The organism is Roseovarius sp. THAF8 (assembly GCF_009363735.1).
Taxonomy (GTDB): Bacteria; Pseudomonadota; Alphaproteobacteria; order Rhodobacterales; family Rhodobacteraceae; genus Roseovarius.
In genome coordinates, this window is record NZ_CP045410.1 from 1,521,219 (window position 1) to 1,546,046 (window position 24,828).

At 64.7% G+C, this 24,828-nt stretch carries 25 protein-coding genes; 11 read left to right on the plus strand and 14 right to left on the minus strand.

Annotated elements, in window-relative coordinates; all coding sequences use genetic code 11:
- Window positions 1–17: 17 nt before the first annotated feature.
- Genes frc through FIU85_RS07390 form a run of 3 tightly spaced genes read right to left on the minus strand, consistent with a single transcriptional unit; the run spans window position 18 to window position 3,844 of the window.
- Complete coding sequence (frc, locus tag FIU85_RS07380) at window positions 18–1,292, minus strand: formyl-CoA transferase (RefSeq protein ID WP_152491350.1); 1,275 nt, start codon at window positions 1,290–1,292, stop codon at window positions 18–20.
- 14 nt (window positions 1,293–1,306) lie between these two features.
- Window positions 1,307–3,079 carry an oxalyl-CoA decarboxylase gene (gene oxc, locus FIU85_RS07385; protein WP_216647049.1) on the minus strand — a complete coding sequence of 591 codons (1,773 nt, stop codon included), beginning with the start codon at window positions 3,077–3,079 and terminating at the stop codon, window positions 1,307–1,309.
- Window positions 3,080–3,136: 57 nt separating this feature from the next.
- Window positions 3,137–3,844, minus strand: coding sequence for a GntR family transcriptional regulator (locus tag FIU85_RS07390; protein WP_152491349.1), 708 nt, complete (start codon window positions 3,842–3,844; stop codon window positions 3,137–3,139).
- 303 nt (window positions 3,845–4,147) lie between these two features.
- Here FIU85_RS07390 and FIU85_RS07395 point away from each other — a divergent pair, with 303 nt between their 5' ends.
- The 5 genes from FIU85_RS07395 to FIU85_RS07415 all read left to right on the plus strand — a co-directional run bounded on the left by FIU85_RS07395 (window position 4,148) and on the right by FIU85_RS07415 (window position 9,122).
- The gene (locus tag FIU85_RS07395; RefSeq protein WP_152491348.1) at window positions 4,148–4,684 is read left to right on the plus strand and encodes a hydrolase; all 537 of its coding nucleotides are present in this window, start codon (window positions 4,148–4,150) and stop codon (window positions 4,682–4,684) included.
- A 29-nt stretch (window positions 4,685–4,713) separates the two neighbouring features.
- Window positions 4,714–5,907: an ADP-forming succinate--CoA ligase subunit beta gene (gene sucC, locus FIU85_RS07400; protein ID WP_152496418.1), complete on the plus strand. Its 1,194-nt coding sequence runs from the start codon at window positions 4,714–4,716 to the stop codon at window positions 5,905–5,907.
- Window positions 5,908–5,967: 60 nt separating this feature from the next.
- On the plus strand, window positions 5,968–6,852 hold the full coding sequence (gene sucD, locus FIU85_RS07405) for a succinate--CoA ligase subunit alpha (RefSeq protein WP_152496419.1): 885 nt from the start codon (window positions 5,968–5,970) through the stop codon (window positions 6,850–6,852).
- Between the two features lie 231 nt (window positions 6,853–7,083).
- Entirely contained in the window at window positions 7,084–8,250 is a 1,167-nt protein-coding gene (locus tag FIU85_RS07410; RefSeq protein ID WP_152496420.1) for a succinate--CoA ligase subunit beta, read from the plus strand.
- Window positions 8,250–9,122 (plus strand): succinate--CoA ligase subunit alpha, encoded by an 873-nt coding sequence (locus FIU85_RS07415; protein WP_152496421.1) that lies wholly within the window; start codon window positions 8,250–8,252, stop codon window positions 9,120–9,122. The genes FIU85_RS07410 and FIU85_RS07415 overlap by 1 nt, the downstream gene beginning before the upstream one ends.
- Before the next feature lie 121 nt (window positions 9,123–9,243).
- On the opposite strand, the gene FIU85_RS07420 is transcribed toward FIU85_RS07415, so the two are convergent.
- The 4 genes from FIU85_RS07420 to FIU85_RS07435 are packed head-to-tail and all read right to left on the minus strand — an operon-like array spanning window position 9,244 to window position 12,474.
- Window positions 9,244–9,993, minus strand: coding sequence for an amino acid ABC transporter ATP-binding protein (locus tag FIU85_RS07420; RefSeq protein ID WP_152491343.1), 750 nt, complete (start codon window positions 9,991–9,993; stop codon window positions 9,244–9,246).
- An 11-nt stretch (window positions 9,994–10,004) separates the two neighbouring features.
- Entirely contained in the window at window positions 10,005–10,868 is an 864-nt protein-coding gene (locus tag FIU85_RS07425) for an amino acid ABC transporter permease (RefSeq protein WP_152496422.1), read from the minus strand.
- Between the two features lies 1 nt (window position 10,869).
- The gene (locus tag FIU85_RS07430) at window positions 10,870–11,625 is read right to left on the minus strand and encodes an amino acid ABC transporter permease (RefSeq protein ID WP_152496423.1); all 756 of its coding nucleotides are present in this window, start codon (window positions 11,623–11,625) and stop codon (window positions 10,870–10,872) included.
- A 6-nt stretch (window positions 11,626–11,631) separates the two neighbouring features.
- Complete coding sequence (locus FIU85_RS07435; RefSeq protein WP_152496424.1) at window positions 11,632–12,474, minus strand: transporter substrate-binding domain-containing protein; 843 nt, start codon at window positions 12,472–12,474, stop codon at window positions 11,632–11,634.
- Window positions 12,475–12,735: 261 nt separating this feature from the next.
- Here FIU85_RS07435 and FIU85_RS07440 point away from each other — a divergent pair, with 261 nt between their 5' ends.
- From FIU85_RS07440 to FIU85_RS07460, 5 genes are all read left to right on the plus strand, one after another.
- Window positions 12,736–14,004, plus strand: coding sequence for an NAD(P)/FAD-dependent oxidoreductase (locus tag FIU85_RS07440; RefSeq protein WP_152496425.1), 1,269 nt, complete (start codon window positions 12,736–12,738; stop codon window positions 14,002–14,004).
- Between the two features lie 13 nt (window positions 14,005–14,017).
- Complete coding sequence (locus tag FIU85_RS07445; RefSeq protein WP_152496426.1) at window positions 14,018–15,172, plus strand: aromatic ring-hydroxylating dioxygenase subunit alpha; 1,155 nt, start codon at window positions 14,018–14,020, stop codon at window positions 15,170–15,172.
- Window positions 15,173–15,251: 79 nt separating this feature from the next.
- On the plus strand, window positions 15,252–15,671 hold the full coding sequence (locus tag FIU85_RS07450) for a RidA family protein (protein ID WP_152496427.1): 420 nt from the start codon (window positions 15,252–15,254) through the stop codon (window positions 15,669–15,671).
- Window positions 15,668–16,342 carry a DUF1028 domain-containing protein gene (locus FIU85_RS07455; RefSeq protein WP_152496428.1) on the plus strand — a complete coding sequence of 225 codons (675 nt, stop codon included), beginning with the start codon at window positions 15,668–15,670 and terminating at the stop codon, window positions 16,340–16,342. Before FIU85_RS07450 ends, FIU85_RS07455 begins: the two co-directional genes overlap by 4 nt.
- Window positions 16,343–16,401: 59 nt before the next feature.
- Window positions 16,402–17,316 (plus strand): LysR substrate-binding domain-containing protein, encoded by a 915-nt coding sequence (locus tag FIU85_RS07460; RefSeq protein ID WP_152496429.1) that lies wholly within the window; start codon window positions 16,402–16,404, stop codon window positions 17,314–17,316.
- Window positions 17,317–17,363: 47 nt separating this feature from the next.
- Here the strand turns inward: FIU85_RS07460 and argE are convergent, their stop codons facing one another.
- The 7 genes from argE to pedF all read right to left on the minus strand — a co-directional run bounded on the left by argE (window position 17,364) and on the right by pedF (window position 24,112).
- Window positions 17,364–18,488 carry an acetylornithine deacetylase gene (gene argE, locus FIU85_RS07465; protein WP_152496430.1) on the minus strand — a complete coding sequence of 375 codons (1,125 nt, stop codon included), beginning with the start codon at window positions 18,486–18,488 and terminating at the stop codon, window positions 17,364–17,366.
- A 180-nt stretch (window positions 18,489–18,668) separates the two neighbouring features.
- Window positions 18,669–19,019, minus strand: a complete 351-nt coding sequence (locus FIU85_RS07470) for a hypothetical protein (protein ID WP_172978818.1) — start codon at window positions 19,017–19,019, stop codon at window positions 18,669–18,671.
- A gap of 44 nt (window positions 19,020–19,063) precedes the next feature.
- Window positions 19,064–19,708 (minus strand): pentapeptide repeat-containing protein, encoded by a 645-nt coding sequence (locus FIU85_RS07475; protein ID WP_152496432.1) that lies wholly within the window; start codon window positions 19,706–19,708, stop codon window positions 19,064–19,066.
- A 57-nt stretch (window positions 19,709–19,765) separates the two neighbouring features.
- The gene (locus tag FIU85_RS07480; protein WP_152496433.1) at window positions 19,766–21,640 is read right to left on the minus strand and encodes a PQQ-dependent methanol/ethanol family dehydrogenase; all 1,875 of its coding nucleotides are present in this window, start codon (window positions 21,638–21,640) and stop codon (window positions 19,766–19,768) included.
- Between the two features lie 58 nt (window positions 21,641–21,698).
- Entirely contained in the window at window positions 21,699–22,661 is a 963-nt protein-coding gene (locus FIU85_RS07485; RefSeq protein ID WP_152496434.1) for a quinoprotein relay system zinc metallohydrolase 1, read from the minus strand.
- Window positions 22,658–23,434: a quinoprotein dehydrogenase-associated SoxYZ-like carrier gene (locus tag FIU85_RS07490; protein WP_152496435.1), complete on the minus strand. Its 777-nt coding sequence runs from the start codon at window positions 23,432–23,434 to the stop codon at window positions 22,658–22,660. The genes FIU85_RS07485 and FIU85_RS07490 overlap by 4 nt, the downstream gene beginning before the upstream one ends.
- Before the next feature lie 9 nt (window positions 23,435–23,443).
- A complete protein-coding gene (gene pedF / locus FIU85_RS07495; RefSeq protein ID WP_152491329.1) occupies window positions 23,444–24,112 on the minus strand; it encodes a cytochrome c-550 PedF in 669 nt (222 codons plus the stop codon).
- 144 nt (window positions 24,113–24,256) lie between these two features.
- Between pedF and FIU85_RS07500 the strand changes: the two genes are divergently transcribed.
- Entirely contained in the window at window positions 24,257–24,820 is a 564-nt protein-coding gene (locus FIU85_RS07500; RefSeq protein WP_172978819.1) for a rhodanese-like domain-containing protein, read from the plus strand.
- Window positions 24,821–24,828: the final 8 nt, after the last annotated feature.

The following is a 24,828-nucleotide window of genomic DNA, read 5'->3' on the forward strand; positions in this document are numbered from 1 at the left end:
CGCCGGTCTTTCCTTTACTACTCCGCCGCGGTTTTCTGCGGGTCGCCCACGGCGCCGCTGTCGAGCACCGCCTGCAGGTCCTCGCCGTCGTAGCCCAGCACGTCGCGCAGGATCTCCACCGTGTGCTCGCCCAGAAGCGGCGAGCGGGTCACCTCCACCGGGCTGTCGCTCAGCTTGATCGGGCAGCCCACCGACGCGTATTTGCCGCGCTTGGGATGCTCCACATCGACGATCGTGCCCGTCGCCCGCAGCCCCTCGTCCTCGATCAGCTCCTTGGTCGACAGGATCGGGCCGACGGGGATGTTCAGCGGGTTGCAGATGTCCATCACCTCGAACTTCGTCTTGGTCATGGTCCACTCCTCGATCGCCCCGAAGATCTCGTTCAGCTTGTCCAGACGCTCGGGCGGCGTGGCATAGCCCTCGGCCGTCTTCCACTCCGGCTTGCCGATCACGTCGCAGATCTGCTCCCACACCGCGGCCTGGGTGATGAAGTAGGTGTAAGCGTTGGGGTCGTCCTCCCAGCCCTTGCACTTCAGGATCCGCCCCGGCTGGCCGCCGCCCGAGTCGTTGCCCGCGCGCGGCGTCGCCTCGCCGAACTCGATGCCCTCGCCGTACTGGCTGTATTCCTTCAGCGGGCCCGCCTCCAGCCGCTGCTGGTCGCGCAGCTTGACGCGGCAGAGGTTCAGCACCCCGTCCTGCATCGGCGCCAGAACCTTCTGGCCGCGGCCCGTGCGCTCGCGCTGGAAAAGCGCGGTCATGATGCCGAGGCAGAGATGCAGGCCGGTGCCCGAGTCACCGATCTGCGCGCCCGTCACCAGCGGCGGGCCGTCGCGGAACCCGGTGGTCGAGGCCGAGCCGCCGGCGCATTGCGCCACGTTCTCATAGACCTTGCAATCCTGGTACTTGCCGGGCCCGAACCCCTTGACCGAGGCCATGATGATGCGGGGGTTGATCTCCTGGATCCGCTCCCAGCTGAACCCCATCCGGTCGAGCGCGCCGGGCGCGAAGTTCTCGACCAGCACGTCGCATTCTTCGATCAACCGGGTCAGCACCTGCTTGCCGGTCTCGTTCTTTGAATTGAGCTCGATCGAACGCTTGTTGTGGTTGAGCATGGTGAAATAGAGGCTGTCCGCCCCCGGCACATCCACCAGCTGCTGCCGCGTGGCGTCGCCCACGCCGGGCCGCTCCACCTTCAGCACGTCCGCCCCGAACCACGCCAGAAGCTGCGTGCAGGTCGGACCCGACTGAACATGCGTGAAGTCCAGGATCTTGATGCCGTCCAATGCTTTCATGAGTTCTCTCCCGCTCAGATGTTCTTGGCTTGGGGGTAACGGTTCTGCGCCACCACCGAAGACGGGTTCAGGTTGCCGATGTTGCCGCTTTCCTTGCCGGCATCCTCGGCGATGATGGCGTTGATCAGGGTGGGCTTGCGGCTTGCAAACGCCTCCTTGATCGCCTGGCGCAGTTCGTCGGGGTTGTTGGCGGTCACGCCGACCCCACCGAAGGCCTGCATCATCAATTCGTACTTGCTGTCCTTGACGAACACCGTGGTCGAGGGATCTTCGCCGCCGGACCAGTTTTCGCCGTCACCGCGATAGATGCCGTTGTTGTTCATGATCACGATGCAGACGGGCAGGTTGTAGCGGCAGACCGTCTCGATCTCCATTCCGCAGAAACCGAACGCGCTGTCGCCTTCGACCGCGAGGACCTGGTTGCCGGTTTCCACTGCGGCGGCGATGGCTGAGCCCATGCCGATTCCCATGATGCCCCAGGTGCCCACGTCCAGACGCTTGCGGGGCTTGTGGATGTCGACGATCGAGCGGCACTGGTCCAGCGCGTTGGCGCCTTCGTTGACCAGAACCGTATCCGGGTTCTCGGCTATCAAATCCTTGATGACGCCCAGAGAGCCTTGGTAGTCCATCGGCGAGTTGTTGTTCTTCAGCCGAGGGGCCATCCGTTCGATATTGGCCTCGACCTTGGAGCGCACGGCCCCGGTCCAGTCCTTGGACGGTTTTTCCCAGTTGCCGCGGATCTTTTCCAGCAGCGCGCCGGCACAGCTGCCGATATCACCGATCAGGGGGGCCGCGATGGGCTGGTTGCTGTCCATCTCGCTGGGTTCGATGTCGATCTGGACGAATTGCTTCGCGCCCTTCTCGCCCCAGGCCTTGCCCTGTCCGTGGCTGAGCAGCCAGTTCAGGCGCGCGCCGATCAGGAAGACGCAGTCGCTTTCCTTCAACACAAGAGAGCGGGCCGCCGAGGCGCATTGCGGATGCGTGTCGGGCAACAGGCCCTTGGCCATGGACATCGGCAGGTAGGGGAAACCGAGCGTTTCCACCAGTTCCTTCACCTGCTCGTCCGCCTGTGCATAGGCCGCGCCCTTGCCGATGATGATCAGCGGCTTTTTGGCGTTTTTCATGACGTCCAGCGCGCGATCCACCGCCGCGGGGCTGGGAACACTGGCGGGGGACGGATCCACGACCTTGATCAAGGACTTGCTGCCCTCGACCTCGTCCATCACCTGCCCGAGAAGGGCACCGGGCACGTCCAGATAGACACCGCCGGGACGGCCCGTCAGGGCGGCGCGGACGGCCCGGGCGACACCGAGGCCGATATCCTCGGCGTGCAGGATACGATAGGCAGCCTTGGCATGGGGTCGCGCGATGGCCAGCTGGTCCATCTCTTCGTAGTCGCCCCGCTGCAGGTCGACGATCTCACGCTCGGACGACCCCGAGATCAGGATCATCGGCCAGCAATTTGTGGTGGCGTGGGCAAGCGCGGTCAGGCCGTTCAGGAAGCCGGGCGCCGATACTGTCATGCAGACGCCGGGTTTCTTGGTCAGGAAACCGGCGGCAGCGGCCGCATAGCCTGCGTGTTGTTCGTGGCGGAAGGACAGCACGCGCATACCCTGTGCCTGCGCGTAGCGTCCGAGGTCGGTGATCGGGATCCCCGGCACGTTGTAGATCGTCTCGACGCCGTTCAGCTTCAGCGCGTCGATAAGAAGATGAAACCCGTCGGTCAACGTTTCCGGAGCCGTGTCGGCCCGCGCGACGAGGTCATCGGTCATCTGGGTCATGCCCATGGTCTTCCTCCCTGTTCGGGGCCCCGTTCCGGCCCCTATCCTATTGCTCATTCCCTGTTAGCTGGCCTTGGCGCCTCCCGCGCCGACAGCCAGTTCGAAATTGCTCCATGTGCGACTGACGTGGGTGTGCAACCGCATGGTGTGCTCTCGGACGAGACGTTCGGACAGATCGGCATCCCGTGCCTCGATCGCCTCGATGATTTCTGCGTGATCGACGACCGACCGCCGCACGCGGTTGCCCTCGCCCATCGCCCGGACGCGCACCGCGTTCATGTGCAGAAAGAGGCCATCGGCCATCTTCCGCAGCATCGTGCAGCGCGAAATCTCGAGGATGCGCTGGTGAAAGCGGATGTTGTCGTCGGAATATTCCGAGATGCGCGTGTCGGCGAGCTCGTCGTTGTACTTGGCCGCGATGGTGCGCAGGCTGGCGATTTCGCGGTCCGTCGCGTGTTCGCAGGCCAGCCGCGCGGCCATGCTTTCCAGCGCGGCCCAGGCAACGATCATGTCCAGGATGTCGTCCAGGCTCTTGCGCTGCACGAAGACACCCTTGCGCGGCTGAACCTCGACCAGGCCGTCACGCTCCAGACGGGCCACGGCCTCGCGCAGGGGTGTCCGGGACACGCCCAGCTGCTCAGCCAGGTTGCGCTCGTCAAGGCGCAGATCGGTCGCGGCATCGTAGATGTTCATCTCGGTGATCGCAGTCCGAAGCATTTCGTAGACGTGGTCCTTCAGCGTGAAGTTCGAAGGCACAGGTTTCAGCTTCATGCGCCCTCTCCGATCTCAAGTTGCGCGGCGTCATTTGCGTCGTTGGTATACCATACACAGCATACCTATCTCGACAAACGGTTTTTCCGTTTTGCATGAAAATTCAGCGAAATCAGGCCGATTTTTAGCTGATTTTTTTCGATATAATTTTGATTTTATTGTGTTTTTGGATTTCGAAAAAAATCTGCCCGATCCATCAGTACAAGTTAGCGAATACCGAAACCTCGCAGGTTGCGATAAGGAGATATTGCTGGTATCTGGTATTCCACACGGTGGCAGCACCGAGCCAGAAAGGACCTGTTTTTGCTTATCCGCGCCGACGAATCAGCCCTCATCGTCATCGACATGCAAGAGCGCCTCGTCCCCGCGATGCAGGCTCCGGCCCGGACGATTCGCAACACAAGGACGCTGTGCGCCGGGGCGCGCGAGATGAACATTCCCATCGTGATGACCGAACAATATCCCAAGGGCCTTGGCAAGACCGTGCCAGAGCTGCAGACGCCGGACGCCACAGTGCTGCCGAAAATGCATTTCTCCTGCATGGAAGACGAGGGATTCGCCGCGCATTTCCGCAGCCTGGATCGCAAGCAGGCGGTTATCGCGGGGATGGAGGCGCATATCTGCGTGGTCCAGACCGCCGCCAGCCTGATCGAGGACGGCTACGAGGTTTTCGTCGTGTCCGACGCCACCGCCTCGCGTACGCTGGAAAGCGAGGCGGCCTGCATCGCCCGCCTGAGCGCCTGTGGCGCCGGCATCGTGACCACGGAAATGGTGGTGTTCGAGTGGCTCGGCCGCGCCGGGACGCCAGAATTCAAGAACTTGTTGCATCTCATCAAGTAGACAAAAGCATCGGGAGGAGCTTTGAGACTATGAACATCCATGAATACCAGGCGAAGGCCTTGCTGCGCTCTTACGGGGCGCCTGTATCGGACGGGCGTGTCGTGTTGCGCGCGGAGGAGGCGAAGACGGCGGCGGGCGAGCTTGACGGTCCCGTCTGGGTGGTCAAGGCGCAGATCCATGCCGGCGGCCGCGGCAAGGGCAGCTTCAAGGAGGAAGGCGCCGGCGACAAGGGCGGCGTGCGGATCACCAAGTCGGTGTCCGAGGCCGCCGAGGAAGCCAAGAAGATGCTGGGCCGCACGCTGGTGACCAAGCAGACCGGCGACGCCGGCAAGCAGGTGGGCCGGATCTATATCGAGGAAGGCGCGGCCATCGCCAAGGAATTCTACCTGGCGCTCCTGGTGGACCGGGTGACGTCCCGCGTCAGCTTCGTCGCCTCCACCGAGGGCGGCATGGACATCGAGGAAGTGGCCGAGACAACGCCCGAGAAGATCCTCAGCCTGAGCGTCGATCCCGCCACCGGCTACCAGCCGTTCCATGGCCGCCGCATCGCCTTCATGCTGGAACTCGAGGGCGCGGCGGTGAAGCAATGCGTCAAGCTGATGGGCACGCTTTACAACATGTTCCTGGAAAAGGACATGGAGATGCTCGAGATCAACCCGCTCATTCTCACCGAGAGCAACGAGCTGAAGTGCCTCGACGCCAAGATGGGCTTCGACTCCAACGCGGTCTATCGCCATTCCGACATCGCCGAGCTGCGCGACACCACGGAAGAAGACCCCAAGGAGCTGGAAGCGTCGAAGTACGACCTCAACTACATCGCGCTGGATGGCGAGATCGGCTGCATGGTCAACGGCGCGGGGCTGGCGATGGCGACGATGGACATCATCAAGCTCTACGGCGCCGAGCCCGCCAACTTCCTCGACGTGGGCGGGGGCGCCACCAAGGACAAGGTGACCGAGGCGTTCAAGATCATCACCTCCGACCCGCAGGTGAAGGGCATCCTGGTGAACATCTTCGGCGGCATCATGCGCTGCGACGTGATCGCCGAGGGCGTGGTCGCCGCCGTCAAGGAGGTCGGGCTTCAGGTCCCGCTGGTGGTCCGGCTCGAAGGCACGAACGTGGAGAAAGGCAAGGAGATCATCAACACCTCCGGCCTCGACGTGATCGCCGCCGACGACCTCAAGGACGGCGCCCAGAAGATCGTCAAAGCCGTCAAGGGCTGAGCCTCGTAGGGTGGGTTTTAAACCCACCTTTCCCAAGATTGAATTAAGGAGAACGCCACAATGGCCGTCCTCGTCGACAAGAACACCAAAGTCATCTGCCAGGGCCTGACCGGCTCCCAAGGCACCTTCCACACCGAACAGGCCATCGCCTATGGCACCCAGATGGTCGGGGGCGTCACCCCCGGCAAGGGCGGCCAGACGCATCTCGACCTGCCGGTCTTCAACTCGGTCCACGAGGCCATGTTTGAGACCGGCGCCAATGCCAGCGTCATCTACGTGCCGCCGCCCTTCGCCGCGGATTCGATCCTCGAGGCCATCGACGCCGAGATCCCCCTCATCGTCTGCATCACCGAAGGCATCCCGGTTCTGGACATGATGCGCGTCAAACGCGCACTCGAAGGCAGCAGCTCTGTCCTCATCGGCCCCAACTGCCCCGGCATCATCACGCCGGATGCGTGCAAGATCGGCATCATGCCCGGCCACATCCACAAGCGCGGCTCGGTCGGCGTGGTCAGCCGCTCCGGCACGCTCACATACGAGGCCGTGAAGCAGACGTCGGATGTGGGCCTCGGCCAGTCCACCTGCGTCGGCATCGGCGGCGACCCGATCAAGGGGACCGAGCATATCGACGTGCTGGAATGGTTCCTTGCCGATGACGAGACGGAATCGATCATCATGATCGGCGAGATCGGCGGCTCGGCCGAGGAAGACGCCGCACAGTTCCTGAAAGACGAGGCCAAGAAAGGCCGCTCCAAGCCCTGCGCCGGCTTCATCGCCGGACGCACCGCCCCTCCGGGCCGCCGCATGGGCCACGCCGGCGCCATCGTCGCCGGCGGCAAGGGCGGCGCCGACGACAAGATCGAAGCCATGAAATCCGCCGGCATCACCGTCGCCGAATCCCCCGCGGGACTGGGCGAGGCGGTGTTGAAGGCGATCGGAAAATGACCTGTAGGGTGGGGGTCCACCCCACCCGTTCTTCCGCAGCGGCGGGATGAAATCCCGCCCTACGGTCAACCCCAACGAGGGAGGTTCGCCACGCGGATCGGATTGATACATTTGTATCTCCCCAAGGGGGCTGGCGCCATGGGCGAACACACCGCATAATCACCTCATTGACATGGCTTTTGTTCTTGGTATACCAAACACCAAGAAGCCATCGCAGAGGGGAGGCCGCGCATGCTGCTTGCAGAGTACCAGTCCAAGGAGTTGCTGGCCCAGTACGGCATGTCCGTGCCGCCCGGCAAGATGGCCCGCACCGCCGACGAGGCCGAGGCCGCCTGCGCCAACATCCCCACGCGCAAGTTCGTCGTAAAGGCGCAGATCACGTCCGGTGCCCGCGGGCTGGCGGGCGGCATCAAGTTCGCTGCCACCGCCTCTGCCGTCCGGGACGAGGCGGCCAAGCTTTTGGGAAAGCAACTGGTCACGCACCAGACCGGCGCCACCGGCGAGACGGTCCATGCCGTCTATGTCGAGGCCGACGTCAAGCATGACGCCCAGTATTACATCGCCTTCGCGCTAGATCCCGACACAGGCGCGCCGCTGCTCGTCGCCTCCCCCGATGGCGGGGTTGAGTTCGAGCAGAAGGCGCAGATGAACGCCAGCGAGGTCGCCAAGCACAGCCTGACCGGCACGCCCGACGCCGATCGTGCCGGGCTGACGGAGTTCCTTTCGGGCATCGGGATGACGGACGAGAAGGCGGTCGAGCAATTGCTGTCGGCCTGCGAGGCCTTCATCGAGAACGACATGGCCCTGCTGGAGATCAACCCGTTCGTGCGCACGCCCGACGGCGCATGGATGGCGATCGACGCCAAGGTCGCGCTGGACGCCAGCGCCGCCTTCCGGCACCCGGAATGGGACTCGATGGTGTCGGGCGAGGGTCTGCCCGCGGTGGAGACCACCGCGCAGAAGAGCAATATCAACTTCGTCAAGTTGACCGGCAACCTGGGCGTCGTGGTCAACGGCGCGGGGCTGGGCCTGGCCACCAACGACATGATCATCGACGCGGGCGGCAAGCCTGCCAACTTTATGGATATCCGCACCACGGCCACCAGCATGGACATCGCCCGCGGCGTGGAACTGTTGCTTCAGGAACCATCGGTCACCGCCATCCTGCTGAACGTGCACGGCGGCGGCATGACCGTCTGCGACACTGTCGCCGAAGGCGTCAACTTCGCCTATTCGCGCAACAAGGGCAGCAAGCCCGTGATCGCGCGGCTGGCGGGACAGAACGCGGAATGGGGCCAGCGCATCCTGGTCGACCGCAAGGTCCCGGTCGAGATTTGCAGCACCATGTCCGAGGCCGTCAACCGCGCGGTCGAAATCGCATCCAAGGGGGCACGCTGATGGCCATTCTCGTCGACGAAAACACGCGCCTTCTGGTGCAGGGCATGACGGGCCGCGCCGGGACCTTCTATACTGATCAGGCGATGCGCTATGGCACGAACTGTGTCGCCGGCGTGCGTCCGGGCCGCGGCGGCACCTCTCACCTGGGGCTGCCCGTCTTTCATACCTGCGCCGAGGCGGTCAAGGAAACGCAGGCCAATGCCAGCCTCGTCACCGTGCCGGCCCCCAAGGCGGCGGAAGCGATGATCGAGGCGATAGAGGCCGAGATCGGCGTCGTCGTCTGCATCACCGAACGCGTGCCGCAGCATGATATGCGCCGGGTGAAAGACGCGCTCAAAGGGTCCGACGCGGTCCTGATCGGCCCCAACAGCCAGGGCATCCTGACACCCGGCCAGTGCAAGATCGGCGTGATGCCGACCGTCGACGCCAAGCCCGGCCAGATCGGCATCGCCTCGCGCTCGGCCTCGCTGACCTCCGAGGTTCTGGCCAATTGCAGCGCCGCGAACCTGGGGCAGTCGACCACGGTCGGCGTCGGCGGCGACGTGCTGCACGGGATCGGCTTCGTCGGCTGCCTGGAACGGTTCCGCGAGGATGACGACACCAGGGCAGTCGTCCTGATCGGCGAGATGGGCGGACGCGAGGAAGAACTGGCCGCCGAATACCTGTCTTCGGTCGATTACGGCAAACCCGTGGTGGGGCTGGTGGTCGGACGCCACGCGCCTGTCGGGCGCCGTATGGGGCACGCGGGCACGCTTTCGGTCTTCGGGAACCTCTCGGCGGACGAAAAGATCTCGCTTCTGCGCGACGCGGGCGTCGTCATCGCCAAGGATGCCGGCGACGTGGTCGACACCGTGACGTCCTGCCTGTCCTGAGCGCCGTCACGCGTCCGGGTCTCTCGTGCCCCGGCAGGTGAACGGGCCGCGCGCGCGTGCGCCGCTGGTTTGACGCCATCGAGACAGGTCCTGCCGACATGGCCGCACCCCCCTGCCCGGCTCAGAGGATCTGGCTGAGAAACTCTTTCGTCCGAGGATCGCTGGCCTGGTCGAAAAAGGACGATGGCGGTCCATGCTCGACGATGACGCCCCGGTCCGTGAAATAGACCTGGTCGGCCACCTCGCGGGCGAACCCCATTTCATGCGTCACCAGGATGCAAGTCATCCCGTCGGCGGCCAGTTCCTTGATCGTGACCAGAACCTCCTTCACCGTTTCCGGGTCGAGCGCGGCGGTCACCTCGTCGAACAGCATCACCTCGGGGCGCATGGCGAGCGCCCGGGCGATTGCGACACGTTGCTGCTGACCGCCGGACAATTCGCCGGGATAGGCGTCTTCCTTGCCCTCGAGCCGGACCTTCCGCAACAGGCCACGGGCGCGTTCGCGCACCGTCTCCCGGTCCTCGCGCAGCACCTTGAGCGGCGCCATCATGATGTTTTCCAGCGCCGTCTTGTGGGGAAAGAGGTTGTACTGCTGAAACACGATCCCGACCTCGCGGCGCAGCGCCAGCGTGTCGAGCCTGGCATCGTTCACCTCGATCCCGCCCACGGTGATCGAGCCCGAGTCGATCGGGTTCAGCGCATTGATGCAGCGGATCAGCGTCGACTTGCCCGATCCGGACGGACCGATGATGCAGATCACCTCGCCGCGGTGAACGGTCAGCGACACGCCCTTGATCACCTCCAGATCGCCGAAGGACTTGTGGACGTCCGTCATGACGACAATCGGCTCTCCCAGTTGATGTTCGGTCATTGGAAAGCTCCTTAGAATTTCACCGACACGCGCCGTTCCAGCCAGATGGTCAAACGTGCGATCGGGTAGCAATAGGCGAAGAACAGCACCAGGGCGAAGCCGTAGAACGGCACCAGCAGTTCCGGCTGGTTGTCCTCGGCACTCATCGCCTGGCGGCTGAGGGTGATAATCTCCTCGACCCCCAGCAGCGAACAGAGCGGCGTTGCCATGGTCAGGATGGCGTACCAGTTCATCCAGGGCGGGATCATCCGCTTGAAGCACTGCGGCAGGATGATCTCGTAGAGGATCTGCCGCCGGGTGAAGCCCAGCGAATCCGCAGCTTCCCACTGACCCGACGGCACGGACAACACCGCCCCCCGGACGATTTCCGAGATGTTGGCCATCACCGGCAGGGACAGTCCGAAGACCGCTTTCATCCAGGCCGGAATACGGACCGTCTGACCAAAGAGGTTCAGCTCGTAGGGCAGCGCCAGCAACACGATGAAGAGCAGGACCAGCCAGGGGGAATTGCGGAAAAGCTGGGTGACGAACCACGCCAGTTTCCGCACCACGCCGACCCGGGATATCTGCCCCAGGCCCAGCATCACGCCCAGCGTCGTGCCAATCAGCATCGAGAACAAGGAGATCACGATGTTGAACAGGAACCCCTGGGTGACGAGAAACGGCATCCAGCGCCAGAGCGCCGCGAAGGCATCGGCCATCGCCATTCCCGACTGCGCCAGCGCCGCGGTGGGCCAGAGCAGCATCAGCACGGCCACCCAGCGCAGCCGGATGCCCGCCAGCCAGCGGGTGTGATAGAACGCATCGTAGGGCGCGCCTTCCATTTGGAAGGGCTTGAGCACCGGCAGGTCGGTCTTGTCGAAGGTCACGGCCATGTCAGGTGCTTCCGTATCCGGGGATCTTCAGGCGGCGTTCCCAGCGGTTCATCCCCATCACCAGGATGCCCACCAGCCCGATATAGGCCACGAACAGAAGCAGCATCGTCGGATATTGCGCCGACGGGTAATCCGACCAGATCGAAACGCTTTCATACAGCAGTTCCGGCACCGCGATGGCATAGGCCTGCGTGGTCGTCTTGACCAGGTTCACCAGGTTGTTGTTCAGCGCCGGCAGGCAGATGCGCAGGCTGAGCGGGAAGACAACGTAGGAAAACGACTGCGTGCGCGTGAAGCCCAGCGATTCCGAGGCTTCGACAGTACTGTCCGGCACCGCCTCCAGCCCCGCGCGGAATATCTCGACATTGAAGGCGCCCGCGAAGAACGACAGCGAGATGATCGCCCAGCCCACGTTCGAGATGATCGGCACCTCGAGCCAGCCATCGGGGCTGTAGGACGGCGTGAACTGGCCCAGCGCGAAATAGAAGAACAGCAGCTGCACCATCGGCGGCGTGTTGCGGAAGAACTGGATGTACCCCTGCACGCAGGCCCTGGCAAAACGGTTCTTCACCCCCAGCAGCCACACGCCCACGACCCCGATGATGACCGAGAAGATCACGCAGGCCATCGACAGCCATACGGTATAGTACAGGCCGGAAAGGATCCGGCCTGTTTGTCGTTCGTCGTAGAGCCAAATGAAATTCCAGCGCGGGTATTCGGCCGCGAGGTCCTGGAAATAACCCGCGATGTCGATCATGCAGGCTTACTCTTCGGCCAGGTGGTCGGCCATCTTCTCGGACATGGTCTGAAGGTATTGCGTCGGCTTGATGCCCCACTTCTCCTCCAGCTCGATCAGCGTGCCGTCGCGGTGCCAGTTGTACTGCACACCCGACATGAAGTTGCCGAAGATGCAATCCTCTTCTGCCTTGGGCACGGCAAGGCCCCAGGGCGCGTCGTCTTCGGACGCCAGCGGCATCTCGAAATCGTCCCAGTTGCCCGAGGCGATGTCGGACCCGATCGAGCTGTCGTCATAGACGAACGCCACGCATTTCTTGTCGCGCAGCGCCTGCTTGGCTTCGGCCGTGCCCGAGAACGCCACCACTTCGATGTCGTAACGGTCCTCGACGATCTTGTTGTAGAACGCCCCCTGGATGCCGCAGACGGGCTTGCCCGAAAGATCGCTCCACTCGGTGAATTCCAGCGCCTTGGGGGCCATCACGTTCGTGCCCGACGTATAGTAGTTGGGGCCGACGATGCCCACGATCTCGCGCCGGTCGGGGCGGTCGGTCATGGTGGCGATCATCAGGTCGATCTGGCCTTGTTCAAGAAACTGCATCCGGTTTGACGACACGACCGGCACCAGTTCCAGCTCGACGCCCATCTTGTCGGCCACGTCCTGCGCCATGTCCACTTCCATTCCGACGACATTGCCGTCGCTGTCGCGAAAACCCCAGGGCTTGTAGTCGGCCTTGACGCCCACGGTCAGCGTGCCGCGTTCCATCACCTTCTTCCAGGTCTCGTTGGTGCAGTCCTGCGCGGTGGCGGTGCTTGCGATGGCGCCCAGCGCGGCGCTGCCGAGAATCGCCCTCATGATCGGTTTCGTCATAACAGTCTCCCCATTGGTGTTTTAAGATTGGTTAATGCCGGCAGCTTGGTGCGTCCCTCGCGTTGCGTCAACCACTCCCCTTCCAACGACCCCGGGGTCTTTGCCCGCTGCAACCTTTTCAGGCAAACCAAGGGCTTGTCCGTCCATCCACGCCTCAGGCACCTTGCTTAGGCACATCCTAACCAGGCCTAAGGGACGTTTTTCTTTCGCGGCCGCCGGGGTCGTGGCACCACTGTGCAACCCCTTTGCGAAAGGTACGACATGACGGACTATATCGACACACTCGTGGTCGGCGCCGGTCAGGCCGGGATCGCCATGAGCGAGCATCTCGGCCGCAACGGCATCCCGCATCTGGTCCTGGAAAAGCACCGCATCGCCGAGGCGTGGCGCACGCGGCGCTGGGACTCGCTGGTGGCGAACGGCCCGGCCTGGCACGATCGGTTCCCCAACATGGAATTCACCGCCTCGCACCCCGAAGCCTTTCCACCCAAGGAAGAGGTGGCCGGTTACATGGCCGATTACGCAAGGATGATCGACGCCCCCCTCCGCACCGGCGTCGAGGTCACCCGGCTGGAGCGCAACGAAGGCCGCCCCGGCTTTACCGTCACCACCTCGGACGGCGTGATCGAGGCCGGTTCGGTAGTGGCCGCCACCGGCGCGTTCCAGCACCCCGTGATCCCCGACATCGTCCCGGCCAGCGCGGGCGTGACGCAAATGCACTCCGCCGAGTACCGCAACCCCGAGGCCTTGCCCGAGGGGGCCGTCCTGGTGGTGGGCGCCGGGTCCTCCGGCGGGCAGATCGCCGACGAGTTGCAACGCGCGGGCCGCAAGGTATTCCTTTGCGTCGGGCCGCATGACCGCCCGCCGCGCATGTACCGGGGCCGCGACTATTGCTGGTGGCTGGGCGTTCTGGGCCTGTGGGACATCCCCGCCAAGGCGCCGGGCACCGAGCATGTGACAATTTCGGTCAGCGGCGCAGAGGGCGGCAAGACGGTGGACTTCCGCAAGCTGGCCCACCAAGGCATGACGCTTCTGGGCCGCGCCAACGACTTCAAAGACGGCAAGCTGATCATCGGCGACGACCTGCAGGCCAACATGAAGGCGGGCGACGATTACTACATCGACCTGCTCGACCAGTGCGACGCCTATGCCGCGCGCCACGGCCTCGACCTGCCGGAGGAACCGCAAGCGCGAGAGTTCCTGCCCGACCCCGACTGCCTGACCAACCCGGTCCGCACGCTGGACCTTGCAGCCGAAGGCATAGGCACCATCATCTGGGCCACCGGCTATCGCCAGGATTTCTCTTGGATGAAGGTCGACACGTTCGACGCCAAGGGCGCGCCAATTCACAATCGCGGGGTGTCGCAAGAGCCGGGCATCTATTTCCTCGGCCTGCCGTGGCAATCCCGGCGCGGCTCGACCTTTATCTGGGGGGTGTGGCACGATGCGGCGCATGTCGCCGACCAGATCGCGATCCAGCGCAATTACCTCGACTATCGCCCCACACCCAATGCCGCCGCAGCAGAATGAGCGAAGCCACAGCATGACCCTCGCCAAGCCAATCGCCAACCCGATCGACGCCCTGCGCGCCAATGTCTCGGCGCCGTTCGAGCAGGCCCGCGCCATGCCGCCCGAGGTCTACAAGACCGATGCGTTCCTGCAGGCGGAGATCGAGCATATCTTCCGCAAGGAATGGTTCTGCGTCGGCCGGGCCGACGCCCTCACCAAGCCGGGCGACTACGTCACCTGCGAGCTGGCCGACCAGCCCATTATCGTCCTGCGCGACCGCGAGGGCGGCCTGAAGGCGTTCTCGAATGTCTGCCGCCACCGCATGTCCACGCTTCTGCATGGCCGCGGGCATACGAAATCCATCGTCTGCCCGTACCACGCCTGGACCTACAATCTCGACGGATCGCTGCGCGGCGCGCCCGCCATGTCCGGCAATTCCGGCTTCTGCAAATCCGACTACGCCCTGCCCCAGATCCGCTGCGAGGAATGGCTGGGCTGGGTCTTCATCACCCTGAACCCGAAGGCCGAGCCCGTCGCCTCCCGCCTGTCGGAACTGGAGCGCATGATCGCCGGCTACGACATGACCAACTACACCGAGACCTTTTTCGAGGAACATGTCTGGGACACGAACTGGAAGGTGCTGGCCGAGAACTTCATGGAAAGCTATCACCTGCCGGTCTGCCACGCGGGCACCATCGGGGGCCTGTCGAAGCTGGAAGAGATGGTCTGCCCTCCGGGTCACGACGCCTTCAACTACCACACGATCCTCAAGGACGACTCCCTTCGCATCGCCATGGCGCACCCGAGCAACACGCGCCTGGAGGGCGACAAGCGTCGCATGACCTATCTGATCGCAGTCTATCCCAGCCTGATGATCACGCTCACGCCGGGCTATTTCTGGTATCTCAGCCTGCATCCCAAGGGGCCGTCGCAGGTAAGCATCCGCTTCGGCGGCGGCATGTCGAACGACTATGCCGGCGACGCCGAGGCGGAGCAGAACCTGGCCGATCTCAAGGCCCTGCTGGACGACGTGAATGTCGAGGATCGCGGTTGTACCGAGAAGGTCTATCGCGGGCTTTGCGCCGACGGGGCCGAGCCGGGGCACCTGTCGCATCTCGAACGGCCCAATTTCGATTTCGCGCAATACCTGATGAACCGGATCGACCCGAGCTTCACGCCGAAACTCTAGCGCCTCGGGCAGGCAAGCCCCTGACAGGCCCGCGCGTTTCGGCTATGGCCGACCCATCATTTGCAACGGAGCAGCCCGCATGGCCCACACCCGCATCCGCCCCTTCAACACGTCCGATACCTATCCCGAACAGAATCTCGACAACGACCTCTGCCAGGCCGTGGTGACCGAAGGCTCCGGCAAGATCGTCTGGCTGCGCGGCCAATGCCCGCAGAACCTGGATGACGCCCGGAACATCGACAGTCACGACCCCGTGGAACAGACCCACAAGGTGATGCAGAACATCCGCCAGTTGATCGAGGAAGCGGGCGGCGACATGAGCCATCTGGTCAAGGTTGTGGTCTATATCACCGATGTCCGCCACCGCGAGGCGGTCTACCGGACCATGGGCGAATATATCAAGGGTGTGCACCCGGTATCCACCGGGCTGGTGGTGCAGGCGCTGGCGCGGCCCGAATGGCTGGTCGAGATCGACGGCACGGCGGTCATCCCGGCATGACCTTTTCCCTCGTTGCCCGCTGCGCCGACACCGGCATGTTCGGCATCGCCATCTCGTCCTCGTCACCCGCCGTCGCGGCGCGCTGTTCCTACGCGCGGGCCGGTGTCGGCGCCGTCGCCTCTCAGAACGTGACCGACCCGACGCTTGGACCCCTGACGCTCGACCTGATGGAAAGCGGGTTGTCCGCGTCCGACGCCATCGCAGAGGTGCAAAAGCGCGGCGCCTTCATCGAGTACCGTCAGGTACTGGCCGTCGACGCGCAAGGCCGCACCGCGATCCATTCCGGCCCCAACTCGCTGGGCATCTGGACCCAGGCCGAAGGGTCCGACGTGGCCTCGGGCGGCAATCTTCTGGCCAACGAGGACGTCCCCGCCGCCATCGTCGCGAGCTTCGTTGAAGCCGGGGGCCATATCGGCGACCGCCTGCTGGCGGCTATGCGCGCCGGGCTTGCGGCAGGGGGCGAGGCCGGGCCGGTGCATTCGGCGGGCATGAAGATCGTGGACCGCGTCGCCTGGCCGGTGGCCGACCTGCGCTGCGACTGGACCGAGGACTGCCCGATCGAGGCCATCGCCGCCGCATGGGCCGTCTACAAGCCCCAGATCGACGCCTATGTGCAACGCGCGCTCGACCCGCGCGAGGCGCCGTCCTACGGCGTGCCCGGCGACGATTGAGGCACTGGACGACAACCCGCGAAAACGCCACCATGGCCGGACCCAGCAAGAGCCCGCCCATGCCCCTCAGGTTCACCCTGCGCCAGTTGGAATATTTCGTCACCGCCGGGGAAAGCGGCAGCATCGCCGCGGCCAGCCAGAAACTGAACGTGTCCTCGCCGTCGATTTCCGCCGCCATCTCCCAGCTCGAGGCAGAGCTTGGCCTCTCGCTGTTCGTGCGTCAGCACGCCCAAGGCTTGCGCCTGACGGAGGCGGGCCGCACCCTCTCGTCACAGGCGCAGACGGTGCTGAGCGAGGCGACCGAGTTGACCCGCCTCGCTGGCGCCGTGTCGGGGACCGTGCAGGGGCCCCTGCGCGTCGGCTGCCTTGTGACCTTCGCCCAGATCGTCCTGCCCAGCCTGCGCCGCAGCTTCGAGGCCCGCTATCCCGATGTCCGCATGAGCCAGGTCGAACTGACCCAAAGCGACATCTTCGCGGGCCTGCGCCGGGGCGAGATCGACCTGGCCCTGACCTATGACATGACCCTGCCTGCCGACCTTGAATTCCATCCGATCCGCGACCTTGCGCCGTTTGTGCTTCTGCCCCCGGACCACCCGCTTGCGGGGCGAGACAGCCTCACGGTGCGCGACCTTGCTCCGCATCCGATGGTCCTGCTGGACCTGCCGATGAGCGCCGATTATTTCCTTGCCTTCTTCACCCGTGCCGACCTGCGCCCCACCATTGCCGAGCGGACCCGCGACATGGCCGTGATGCGCAGTCTCGTGGCAAACGGTTTCGGCTATTCCATCGCCAACTTCCGGCCGCTCAACACCATCGCGCCCGATGGCAAGCCTCTCAGCTTCGTCCCGCTGACGGGCGATATCGCACCCATGGCGATGGGGGTGCTGGGCTTGCAGGGGCTGACGAACAGCCGGACCAGCGCCGCGTTTCTCGACCATTGCAGGGCCGAACTGCCCGCCGCCGACGGTTCGTGAGGAAACGGACGGCCGGGACAGCCGCGACCGTTCCTGACGCCCACGTGTCACGCTGCGCAGCGCCGGGCGAAGCTCAGGATCATCGCGTGGCACGCCTCCAGTTCCGCGACCGTCAGGTATTCCTCGGGTCGATGCGCGCGCGCCATGTCGCCGGGGCCGCAGATGATCGACGGGATCCCCGCTTGCTGGAACAACCCCGCTTCGGTGCCGAAACTCACGGCCGCGACCGGGGTTCGCCCCGAGACCTCCGCCATCATGCCGGCCAGCGGGTCGCCGGCCTCCAGCGCGAGGGGCGGATAGGTCGACAGCCACGTTGCCTCGACACCGGCGGTGTCCGCCGCGGTCAGGACCGGCGCCAGAAGCGCCCGAGGATCGGCGCCCGCGATGGCGCGGGCCTCGACCTCCGCCTCGGCGCGCTCGGGAATGATGTTCAGCGCCTGCCCCCCCGCGATGGTGCCCACCTGAAGGCTGGACCACGGCGGCGCGAAACGGTCGTCCCGCGGGGCGTCCTCCTGCAATGCGCGGGCCTGAGCTTCGGCCGCGGCCAGAACCGGCAGTAGCTTGTGGATCGCGTTCTCCCCCAGTTCCGGGCGCGCGCTGTGACCCGCCCGCCCCGTCGCGCATAGCCGCAACGCGGCCTTGCCCTTGTGGGCCAGCACCGGCACGAGGCCCGTGGGTTCACCGACGATGCAGCCAAGCGGCGGCGCGCACAATTCGGGCAACGCCTCGATCAGGTGCGGCACGCCGCGACACCCGGCCTCTTCATCGTAGGACAGCGCGATATGTATCGGCACCTCCGGGGCCAGCGACGCCATGTCCGGTGCGGCCGAAAGCACCGCTGCGACGAACCCTTTCATGTCGCAGGCCCCCCGCCCGATCAGCCGCTCCCCCGCGTGGCGCAGCGTGAAAGGGTCGGCCTGCCATTCCGGCTCTTCGGCCGGAACCACGTCGACATGGCCGGACAGGACATAGCCGGGCCGTTCCGCGTCTCCGATCGTGGCGAATAGATTGGCGCGGTCGCCTTCCGGCCCGGTGAGAACATGGCAGGCGATGCCATGCCCTTCCAGCCAGTCGGCCACCGCCTCGATCAGCGACAGGTTCGGCCGGCCGACAACGCTGTCATATTCGACAAGTGCTGTGAGCGTATCCCGCGGCGTTCGTGAAAACGGCATGGTCCGGATGCCTCCTTTTGCAGGGCGAAGCAAAGACATGCCAAATCCGGGCGCAAAGCGAAAGGGCCCGCCGCATCTCCGCGCCCGGCGCATGGCTTCGAGGGTGGCAAGGGACGAGCGACAGTCCCGACAGCCGTCTTCACAGCATTGACCGTCGTCATGCGGCGCCGGGTCGTGCGGTCAACGCGCCCGTCGAACGCGGATTTTCCATTGCCCGGTCGCGTTGACCTGGACGTGGTAACGCCCCGGGATCTCGATCAGGTAAGATCCTTCGCCCTTGCCGCCCCTGTGCAGGTTCTGCACCACCTCGTCGCGCTCATTCAGCAGATAGACCACCATCACCGCGTCGCTGCTTTCGAAGGTCATAAGGCGCGGCGCGACCACGTCGAATTGCGGCGTCACCCCGCTGCCCGACCCGGTGAACTCCTCGGCATCCTCCGCCGCTGCCAGTTCGTCGAAACACGTCAATCGCCTGGCGTCGGACGAGATGTCACGGCAGGCACTCAGGCCGGCCGCAAGAGGGTCGGCCAAGACCTGGGACGGGGCAAGCCAGCCAATGATCAGGGCGCACGCGCCTACCACTCGACCGGACATCCCTTGCAGTTCTCCATATGCGCGCCTTCCCAGATCGCAAACCGGATGTTGTTGTCCTCCATCACGGCCCCGGCAAGGTCGGCATTGTAGAATTTCGTTTCCTGCAGGTTCGACGCCCGGATCGTAGCGCCGACCAGCCGGACTTTCGGCGCCCAGGAGGCCTCCATCGAGACCGCGGTCAGGTTCGCCCCTTGAAGCTGGGCACCGGCCAGGCGGGAAAAGTCCAGGTTCGCGCCGGTAAAGTCGGCGTCGGTCGCCGTCATCCCCTGCATGAAGGATTTCGTCAGGACCGCACCGCGCAGGTCGGCACCGGAAAAATCCACTCCCTTCAGCACGGAGTCCGACAGGTCGGCGCGCGTCAACTTGGCGCCGCGCAGATTCGCTCCGTTCAGCTGCACGCCCCGAAGATCGGCATGGGACAGGTCGACCCCCGGACAGTCCGCACCGGGCTCGAGCGTACAGTTGCCGATCACCAGCGGACCTTCGCGCGGCTCGTCCGTGTCCACGATCACGGGATAGTCCCGCGCGCCCGGTTCCAATGGCGTGTCAAAGCAGGTCTCGGCGGAGGCGGCGGCGGCGATCGCCAGGGGCAGGACCCAAACCGCACAAAAGCTGGCCTTCAGCATTCACTCTCTCCTTGAACAAAGTGAAGGGCGGCATCATGCCGCCCTTCCTTGTTTGCCTTACTGTGCGCTCGCAAGAAGTTCGTCGGGCACCTCGAAGACCCAGAACGATCCCCCCTGGCTGACCTGCGTGGTCAGCGTAGCCATGTCACCACCCCAGAGCGGAACCGCACCGCCATATCCCGACGCGATCCCGAGATACTGCTTTCCGTCCATTTCCCATGTGATGGGCTGCGAAATCACGCCGGACCCTGTGTTGAACTCCCACAGTTGCTCGCCGGTCTCGGAATGGAAGCCTTTGACATACCCGTCAGAGGTGCCGGTGAAGACCACATCGCCTGCCGTCGCCAGCACGCCGGCCCAGAGCGGGAACTCCTCGTTATGCTCCCAGACCTTCTCGCCGGTCGCCGGATCATAGGCCCGCAGCGTGCCGATGTGATCATCGTAAAGCCGCTTGATACGGAACCCCTGCCCCAGATAGGCCGCGCCAGCCTGGTAGGTGATGTTCTCGGTCCAGTAATCCTCGGTCCAGTTGTTCGCCGGCACGTAGAAGAGGCCGGTTTCCTGGCTGTAGGCCATGGGGTTCCAGTTCTTGCCCCCGAGGAAAGGCGGCGTCACCTGGATCGTGGCGCCCTTGGTTTCACCCTCCGCGGGCAGCGGCGGGCGTTGCCCCTCCACTTCGATCGGTCGCCCGGTCTCCAGGTCGATGCCCGTGGCCCAGGTGATGTCGTCGACAAACGGGAACGCGTTCAGAAGCGCGGTCGGCCGGTTGATCTTTTCGCCTTCGCGATCCGACAGCGCATCGATGTCGGTCACGTAGAAGAACCCGTTGCGGTCGGCATGGGCACCGGCCCGGTGGGTGTTGCCCTCGGCATCGGTGTAGTCGAACAGGATGATCTCGTTATTGCCGGAGCAGTCCCAGGCATCGTTGGGCGTATGCTGGTAGAAGCCGACGACTTCACCATCCGTCGGGTTCACATAGGCCTGCCCCGAGGTATAGAGCGAGTCGAAGTCCTGGTAGTTGTCGCCTTCCGAACGCTCCCACGTGTTCCACGGCGCGGGGTTTCCGGTGCCCACGATGATCGTGTTTGTCACCGGGTCGAAGCTCGCGGATTGCCACGGGGCGCCGCCACCGTGATACCAGGCTTCCTTCTTGTCGCTTCCATCCTCGTTCATCGGCCAGGACGGCGCGTCCGCGTCGCCGGTCGTGGTGCTTTCGGCCCCGGCCAGACGGCCCTTGTGACCCTCGACAAAGGGCCGCATCCAGATTTCCTCGCCGGTTTCGGGATCTCTGGCGAACAGTTTGCCGACCACGCCGAATTCGTCTCCGGACGAGCCGTGGATCAGCATGACGCGGTCGGTCTCCTTGTCCTTGATGATCGTCGGAGCACCTGTCATCGTGTAGCCGATCTTGTGGTCGCCGAACTTCTCGCGCCAGACCACTTTGCCAGTGTCCTTGTTCAGCGCGTAGATGCTGGCGTCGAGCGCCCCGAAATAGACCTTGTCACCGTAGATCGCGACGCCGCGGTTGATCACGTCGCAACAGGGGCGGATATCGTCGGGCAGACGCGCCTCGAATTTCCACAGGCGTTCGCCCGTTTTCGCATCCAGCGCCCAGACGCGGGAATACGACCCGGTGATGTAGATCACGCCGTCATGCACGACCGCCTGGCTTTCCTGCCCGCGCTGCTTTTCATCGCCGAACGAGAACGCCCATGCAGGGCGCAGGTGCTTGACCGTATCGGCGTTGATCTGGTCCAGCGTGGACCACCGCTGGGCATTGCTGCCCATGCCGTACATCAGCACGTCATCGGTGGTCTCATGGTCGTTGAGGATATCCTCCCAGGTCACCTTGCTGGTCTCCGCTGCCGCAAGGTTGGCGGCGGCAGCCAGGGCCAGGACGCTGGCCCCCGTCATTTTCAAGACATTCTTCATTTCTGTTCCTCCTCCGTCGAAGTTGTCGGACGGTGTGTCCACATCCGTCCGGGTTGGCTCAGGTCCCGCCGACCACCGGCAGGGCCTCGCTTTCGTAGTCTGTCCACCGCTGCACGACGCTGCGGTGGTATTCCTCGGGGTTGGCGCCCATTGCCGCGAATTCCGGCATCGGTCCGGCCAGGATCGCCTCCATCGGCGACAGCCCCCGTGTGACGGCCCGCTTCATGCGGTCGTCAAAACCTTCAAGATAGGCGCGGGTCTGCGCCAACGCGGCGCCGGTACGGTCAAGCGGCCCATGACCAGGCACCACCCCTGCGGGGTTCAGGTCGGCCAGGCGCTCCAGCGCCCGTTTCCACGCAGCAATGTCAGCGTCCGGAAGGCTCGGCGCCCGGTCGAGGAAAAGAAGATCGCCCGCGACAAGCGTGCCGGTCTCTTCATCGAGAATCGCAAGATCGGCCCCGGTATGCCCGGCCTCTCCGATCAACCGCAGCGCGCGGCCGCCAATAACGACAGGACCCGGCGCGACGGCTTGCGCCGGCGGATGCGGCGCGGTGCCCGTCATCCAGTTTCCGAGAATGGCATAGAGCGCCGTCGCATAATCCGCCCCGTTCGCCTCGGCGGCAGCCTTGCTGTCCGCCAGCGCCTTTATGGGACGGTCGGTGAAGGCCTGGTTGCCCAGCCAGTGATCGGGATGATGGTGCGTGTTGAAGACCGCCGCGACGCCCCCCAGCCTCTGATCCGCGAATGCCCGCAGCGCGGCGCCGAAGCGCGCGGTCGATCCGGTGTCGACGATCACCGAACCGGCGTCCGTCTCCAGAAGCACGATGTTGCAGATCGCCCCGCCATTTGCGGCGTCCAGGCTCTCTTGCGCGCCTTCGATCATCCAGACACCCCCCGCAACCTCAAAGGGGTTCAGCGCATAGCTTGAAGCCGCCCGTGCGGGCCGGACCAGGGAAGACGCCGCAGCAATCGCGACACCACCCAGCAGGACCTGGCGACGACTTGGGGCGCGCCGGGTCACGACTGTGCCTCCACCCGACCCTCGAAGCGGTAGCCGAGATTGTCGCGGGCCGTTATCGTCACCGGCTGCCGTGCAAGAGCGGCAGGCAGCAGAAACGTCAGTGCCGGGTTTTCCTCCACCGGCTCGTGCAGCTCCAGCCGTGCAATCGTTTCACCGTCGCCCGAGGCCAGTTCAAGTTCGGTCAGATGATGCGCGGCGATGCCCGGTGCAAGGCCGGTATCCATCGGGTGCCGCAGCGACACCCGCAGGCGTCCCGTGTCCGGCCAAAGCCGCGCCCGGATCTCGCCCAGGCGCTCCTGCCAATCGGGACGTGCATGGGCCGCAGCCGGCGCCGTGCAGCCCCCGCCCATCGCGGCGACATAGGTGGCACCCATCGCCCAACTGCCGTCTTCGCGCTCCACCGATGCGCGCAAGGCGCTGCCGATCTCGTATTTCACGCCAAAGCCGAGCAGCGGCAACGCCCTGCCCGGGTGAAAGGTCAGCACCAGCGGGATCGGGCTGTAGTCGATCGTCACCACGATCCGCCGCACCTGGCCCTCGATGCCGGTCGCATCCACGATCAGCGGAACATGCGCGACGTCTTCGGCCGCACTCGGTGCCAACGTCAGGACACTCGCGTCCTGCTGCCAATCTCGCGGCCCACCAAGGTATTCTTCCCGGTGCAAAGGCCACATACCGCTGTCGAACGGATCGGATCTGCCCCCGGCCCGGGCCGTCGGCACGGCGCCTGAAATCGGCCCCCCGGGAAGAAGATGCGACAGCAGCGAGGACATCGGCGTCGCTCAGTTCCGCAGGACGGATTGAAGCGCCTCGATCGCCGCATCCGGGTTCGGCGTGTCGCGCTTGAGCATTTGCGCCGCCTCGTCCAGTGCCGTGACCGAGCGCGGCGCACCGGACAAGGGCTCGAAACTGGCCCCTGCCTGCTCAAGCTCGTCGGCAAGCGACGCCGCGGCCTCGGCATCGTCCTTCACTTCCACCAGCTTGCCGTGCATCGCCTTCAGCTCGTCCTGCCGGTCCACCATTTCCTGGTCGTCGGGCCGGGTCTCGACATATGTGCGGATGGCCCAGATCGCTTCCTGACTCAGAATGTCGGCGAAGGGCGGCATCTTGACCGCGCCGTTCTGCTCGTACCCGTTCAGCACACGGTCCAGGTACCATTCGTCGCCCCAATCATTGGCTTCGAGAAATCGCAGGTCAGGCGCCAGCCCGCCCGAGATCGCCTCCAGCCCATGGCAGCGCGCGCAATTGCTGTTGAACCCTTTCGCGCCGATCTCGACGGCTTTGAACAGCACGTCGGGCTCGGCCTCGCGCCACGGGTTTTCCGACGCCATTTCTTCGGGCAGTTCGGGCAGTCCGGTGGTGTCGACGGCTTGCGGCGCGGCATCGCCATGCGCAAGGGCCATGGCCCCCAGGCCGGCGAACATGGCGGCGGTCGAAAGCTTGCGCTTCATAACATATCCTCCCAGGTCAAATCCTTCAGCCTGCATTGTGGCGAAGTGCCGGCCCCGCGAAATTGGCGAAACGTCGATGGAAAGGGCCCACCCCTAGACCTTGGTCGAATGGCCCGGGTCGACGAAAACGAGGACCATCGTCAGATGCGAATTTCGAAAACCATCGGTGCATTGCTGATCCCGGTCCTCATGGCCGGCCCGGCCACGGCCGAGCCCCTGTTCGACCCGGTCACCGGCCTCCGCATCGCCGCCTATCGCGCGCCTGTGCCTGAAAAGGTGCCGGGCGGCGAAACCGTCGGCACCTCCGAGGTCGTTGCGTTGGCGAAGAAAGGCGCGCTGCTGGTCGACGTGCGAGCGGCGCCCGGGCACAGGATCGACGATGACGGGCGCTGGATCGTCGCCGAGCGGCACGAAGCGCTCGCCGATGCGGTCTGGCTGCCGGAAACCGGCCATGGACGGCTGTCGCCCGCAATCGCCGACTATCTGCGCCGGTCCCTCGCCAGTTGCACCAATGGGAACACGGATCATCCCATCGTGATCTTCTGCCGAAACGACTGCTGGATGAGCTGGAATGCGGTTCAGCACGCCGCGGGAATGGGGTACACTCGGATCTATTGGTATCCCGGCGGGGTCGATGAATGGCAAGACATGGACCACCCCACGACAGAAGCCCGCCCGCTGGCGGTTTCGGCCTCGACATGCTCGTGACCCGCGCG

What these genes read in the sequence shown, in the direction of transcription:
- frc (WP_152491350.1), bottom strand. Translation starts at nt 1,292, where the DNA reads ATGAAAGCATTGGACGGCATCAAGATCCTGGACTTCACGCATGTTCAG.
- oxc (WP_216647049.1), bottom strand. Translation starts at nt 3,079, where the DNA reads ATGGGCATGACCCAGATGACCGATGACCTCGTCGCGCGGGCCGACACG.
- FIU85_RS07390 (WP_152491349.1), bottom strand. Translation starts at nt 3,844, where the DNA reads ATGAAGCTGAAACCTGTGCCTTCGAACTTCACGCTGAAGGACCACGTC.
- sucC (WP_152496418.1), top strand. Translation starts at nt 4,714, where the DNA reads ATGAACATCCATGAATACCAGGCGAAGGCCTTGCTGCGCTCTTACGGG.
- sucD (WP_152496419.1), top strand. Translation starts at nt 5,968, where the DNA reads ATGGCCGTCCTCGTCGACAAGAACACCAAAGTCATCTGCCAGGGCCTG.
- FIU85_RS07410 (WP_152496420.1), top strand. Translation starts at nt 7,084, where the DNA reads ATGCTGCTTGCAGAGTACCAGTCCAAGGAGTTGCTGGCCCAGTACGGC.
- FIU85_RS07415 (WP_152496421.1), top strand. Translation starts at nt 8,250, where the DNA reads ATGGCCATTCTCGTCGACGAAAACACGCGCCTTCTGGTGCAGGGCATG.
- FIU85_RS07420 (WP_152491343.1), bottom strand. Translation starts at nt 9,993, where the DNA reads ATGACCGAACATCAACTGGGAGAGCCGATTGTCGTCATGACGGACGTC.
- FIU85_RS07425 (WP_152496422.1), bottom strand. Translation starts at nt 10,868, where the DNA reads ATGGCCGTGACCTTCGACAAGACCGACCTGCCGGTGCTCAAGCCCTTC.
- FIU85_RS07430 (WP_152496423.1), bottom strand. Translation starts at nt 11,625, where the DNA reads ATGATCGACATCGCGGGTTATTTCCAGGACCTCGCGGCCGAATACCCG.
- FIU85_RS07435 (WP_152496424.1), bottom strand. Translation starts at nt 12,474, where the DNA reads ATGACGAAACCGATCATGAGGGCGATTCTCGGCAGCGCCGCGCTGGGC.
- FIU85_RS07440 (WP_152496425.1), top strand. Translation starts at nt 12,736, where the DNA reads ATGACGGACTATATCGACACACTCGTGGTCGGCGCCGGTCAGGCCGGG.
- FIU85_RS07445 (WP_152496426.1), top strand. Translation starts at nt 14,018, where the DNA reads ATGACCCTCGCCAAGCCAATCGCCAACCCGATCGACGCCCTGCGCGCC.
- FIU85_RS07450 (WP_152496427.1), top strand. Translation starts at nt 15,252, where the DNA reads ATGGCCCACACCCGCATCCGCCCCTTCAACACGTCCGATACCTATCCC.
- FIU85_RS07455 (WP_152496428.1), top strand. Translation starts at nt 15,668, where the DNA reads ATGACCTTTTCCCTCGTTGCCCGCTGCGCCGACACCGGCATGTTCGGC.
- FIU85_RS07460 (WP_152496429.1), top strand. Translation starts at nt 16,402, where the DNA reads ATGCCCCTCAGGTTCACCCTGCGCCAGTTGGAATATTTCGTCACCGCC.
- argE (WP_152496430.1), bottom strand. Translation starts at nt 18,488, where the DNA reads ATGCCGTTTTCACGAACGCCGCGGGATACGCTCACAGCACTTGTCGAA.
- FIU85_RS07475 (WP_152496432.1), bottom strand. Translation starts at nt 19,708, where the DNA reads ATGCTGAAGGCCAGCTTTTGTGCGGTTTGGGTCCTGCCCCTGGCGATC.
- FIU85_RS07480 (WP_152496433.1), bottom strand. Translation starts at nt 21,640, where the DNA reads ATGAAGAATGTCTTGAAAATGACGGGGGCCAGCGTCCTGGCCCTGGCT.
- FIU85_RS07490 (WP_152496435.1), bottom strand. Translation starts at nt 23,434, where the DNA reads ATGTCCTCGCTGCTGTCGCATCTTCTTCCCGGGGGGCCGATTTCAGGC.
- pedF (WP_152491329.1), bottom strand. Translation starts at nt 24,112, where the DNA reads ATGAAGCGCAAGCTTTCGACCGCCGCCATGTTCGCCGGCCTGGGGGCC.
- FIU85_RS07500 (WP_172978819.1), top strand. Translation starts at nt 24,257, where the DNA reads ATGCGAATTTCGAAAACCATCGGTGCATTGCTGATCCCGGTCCTCATG.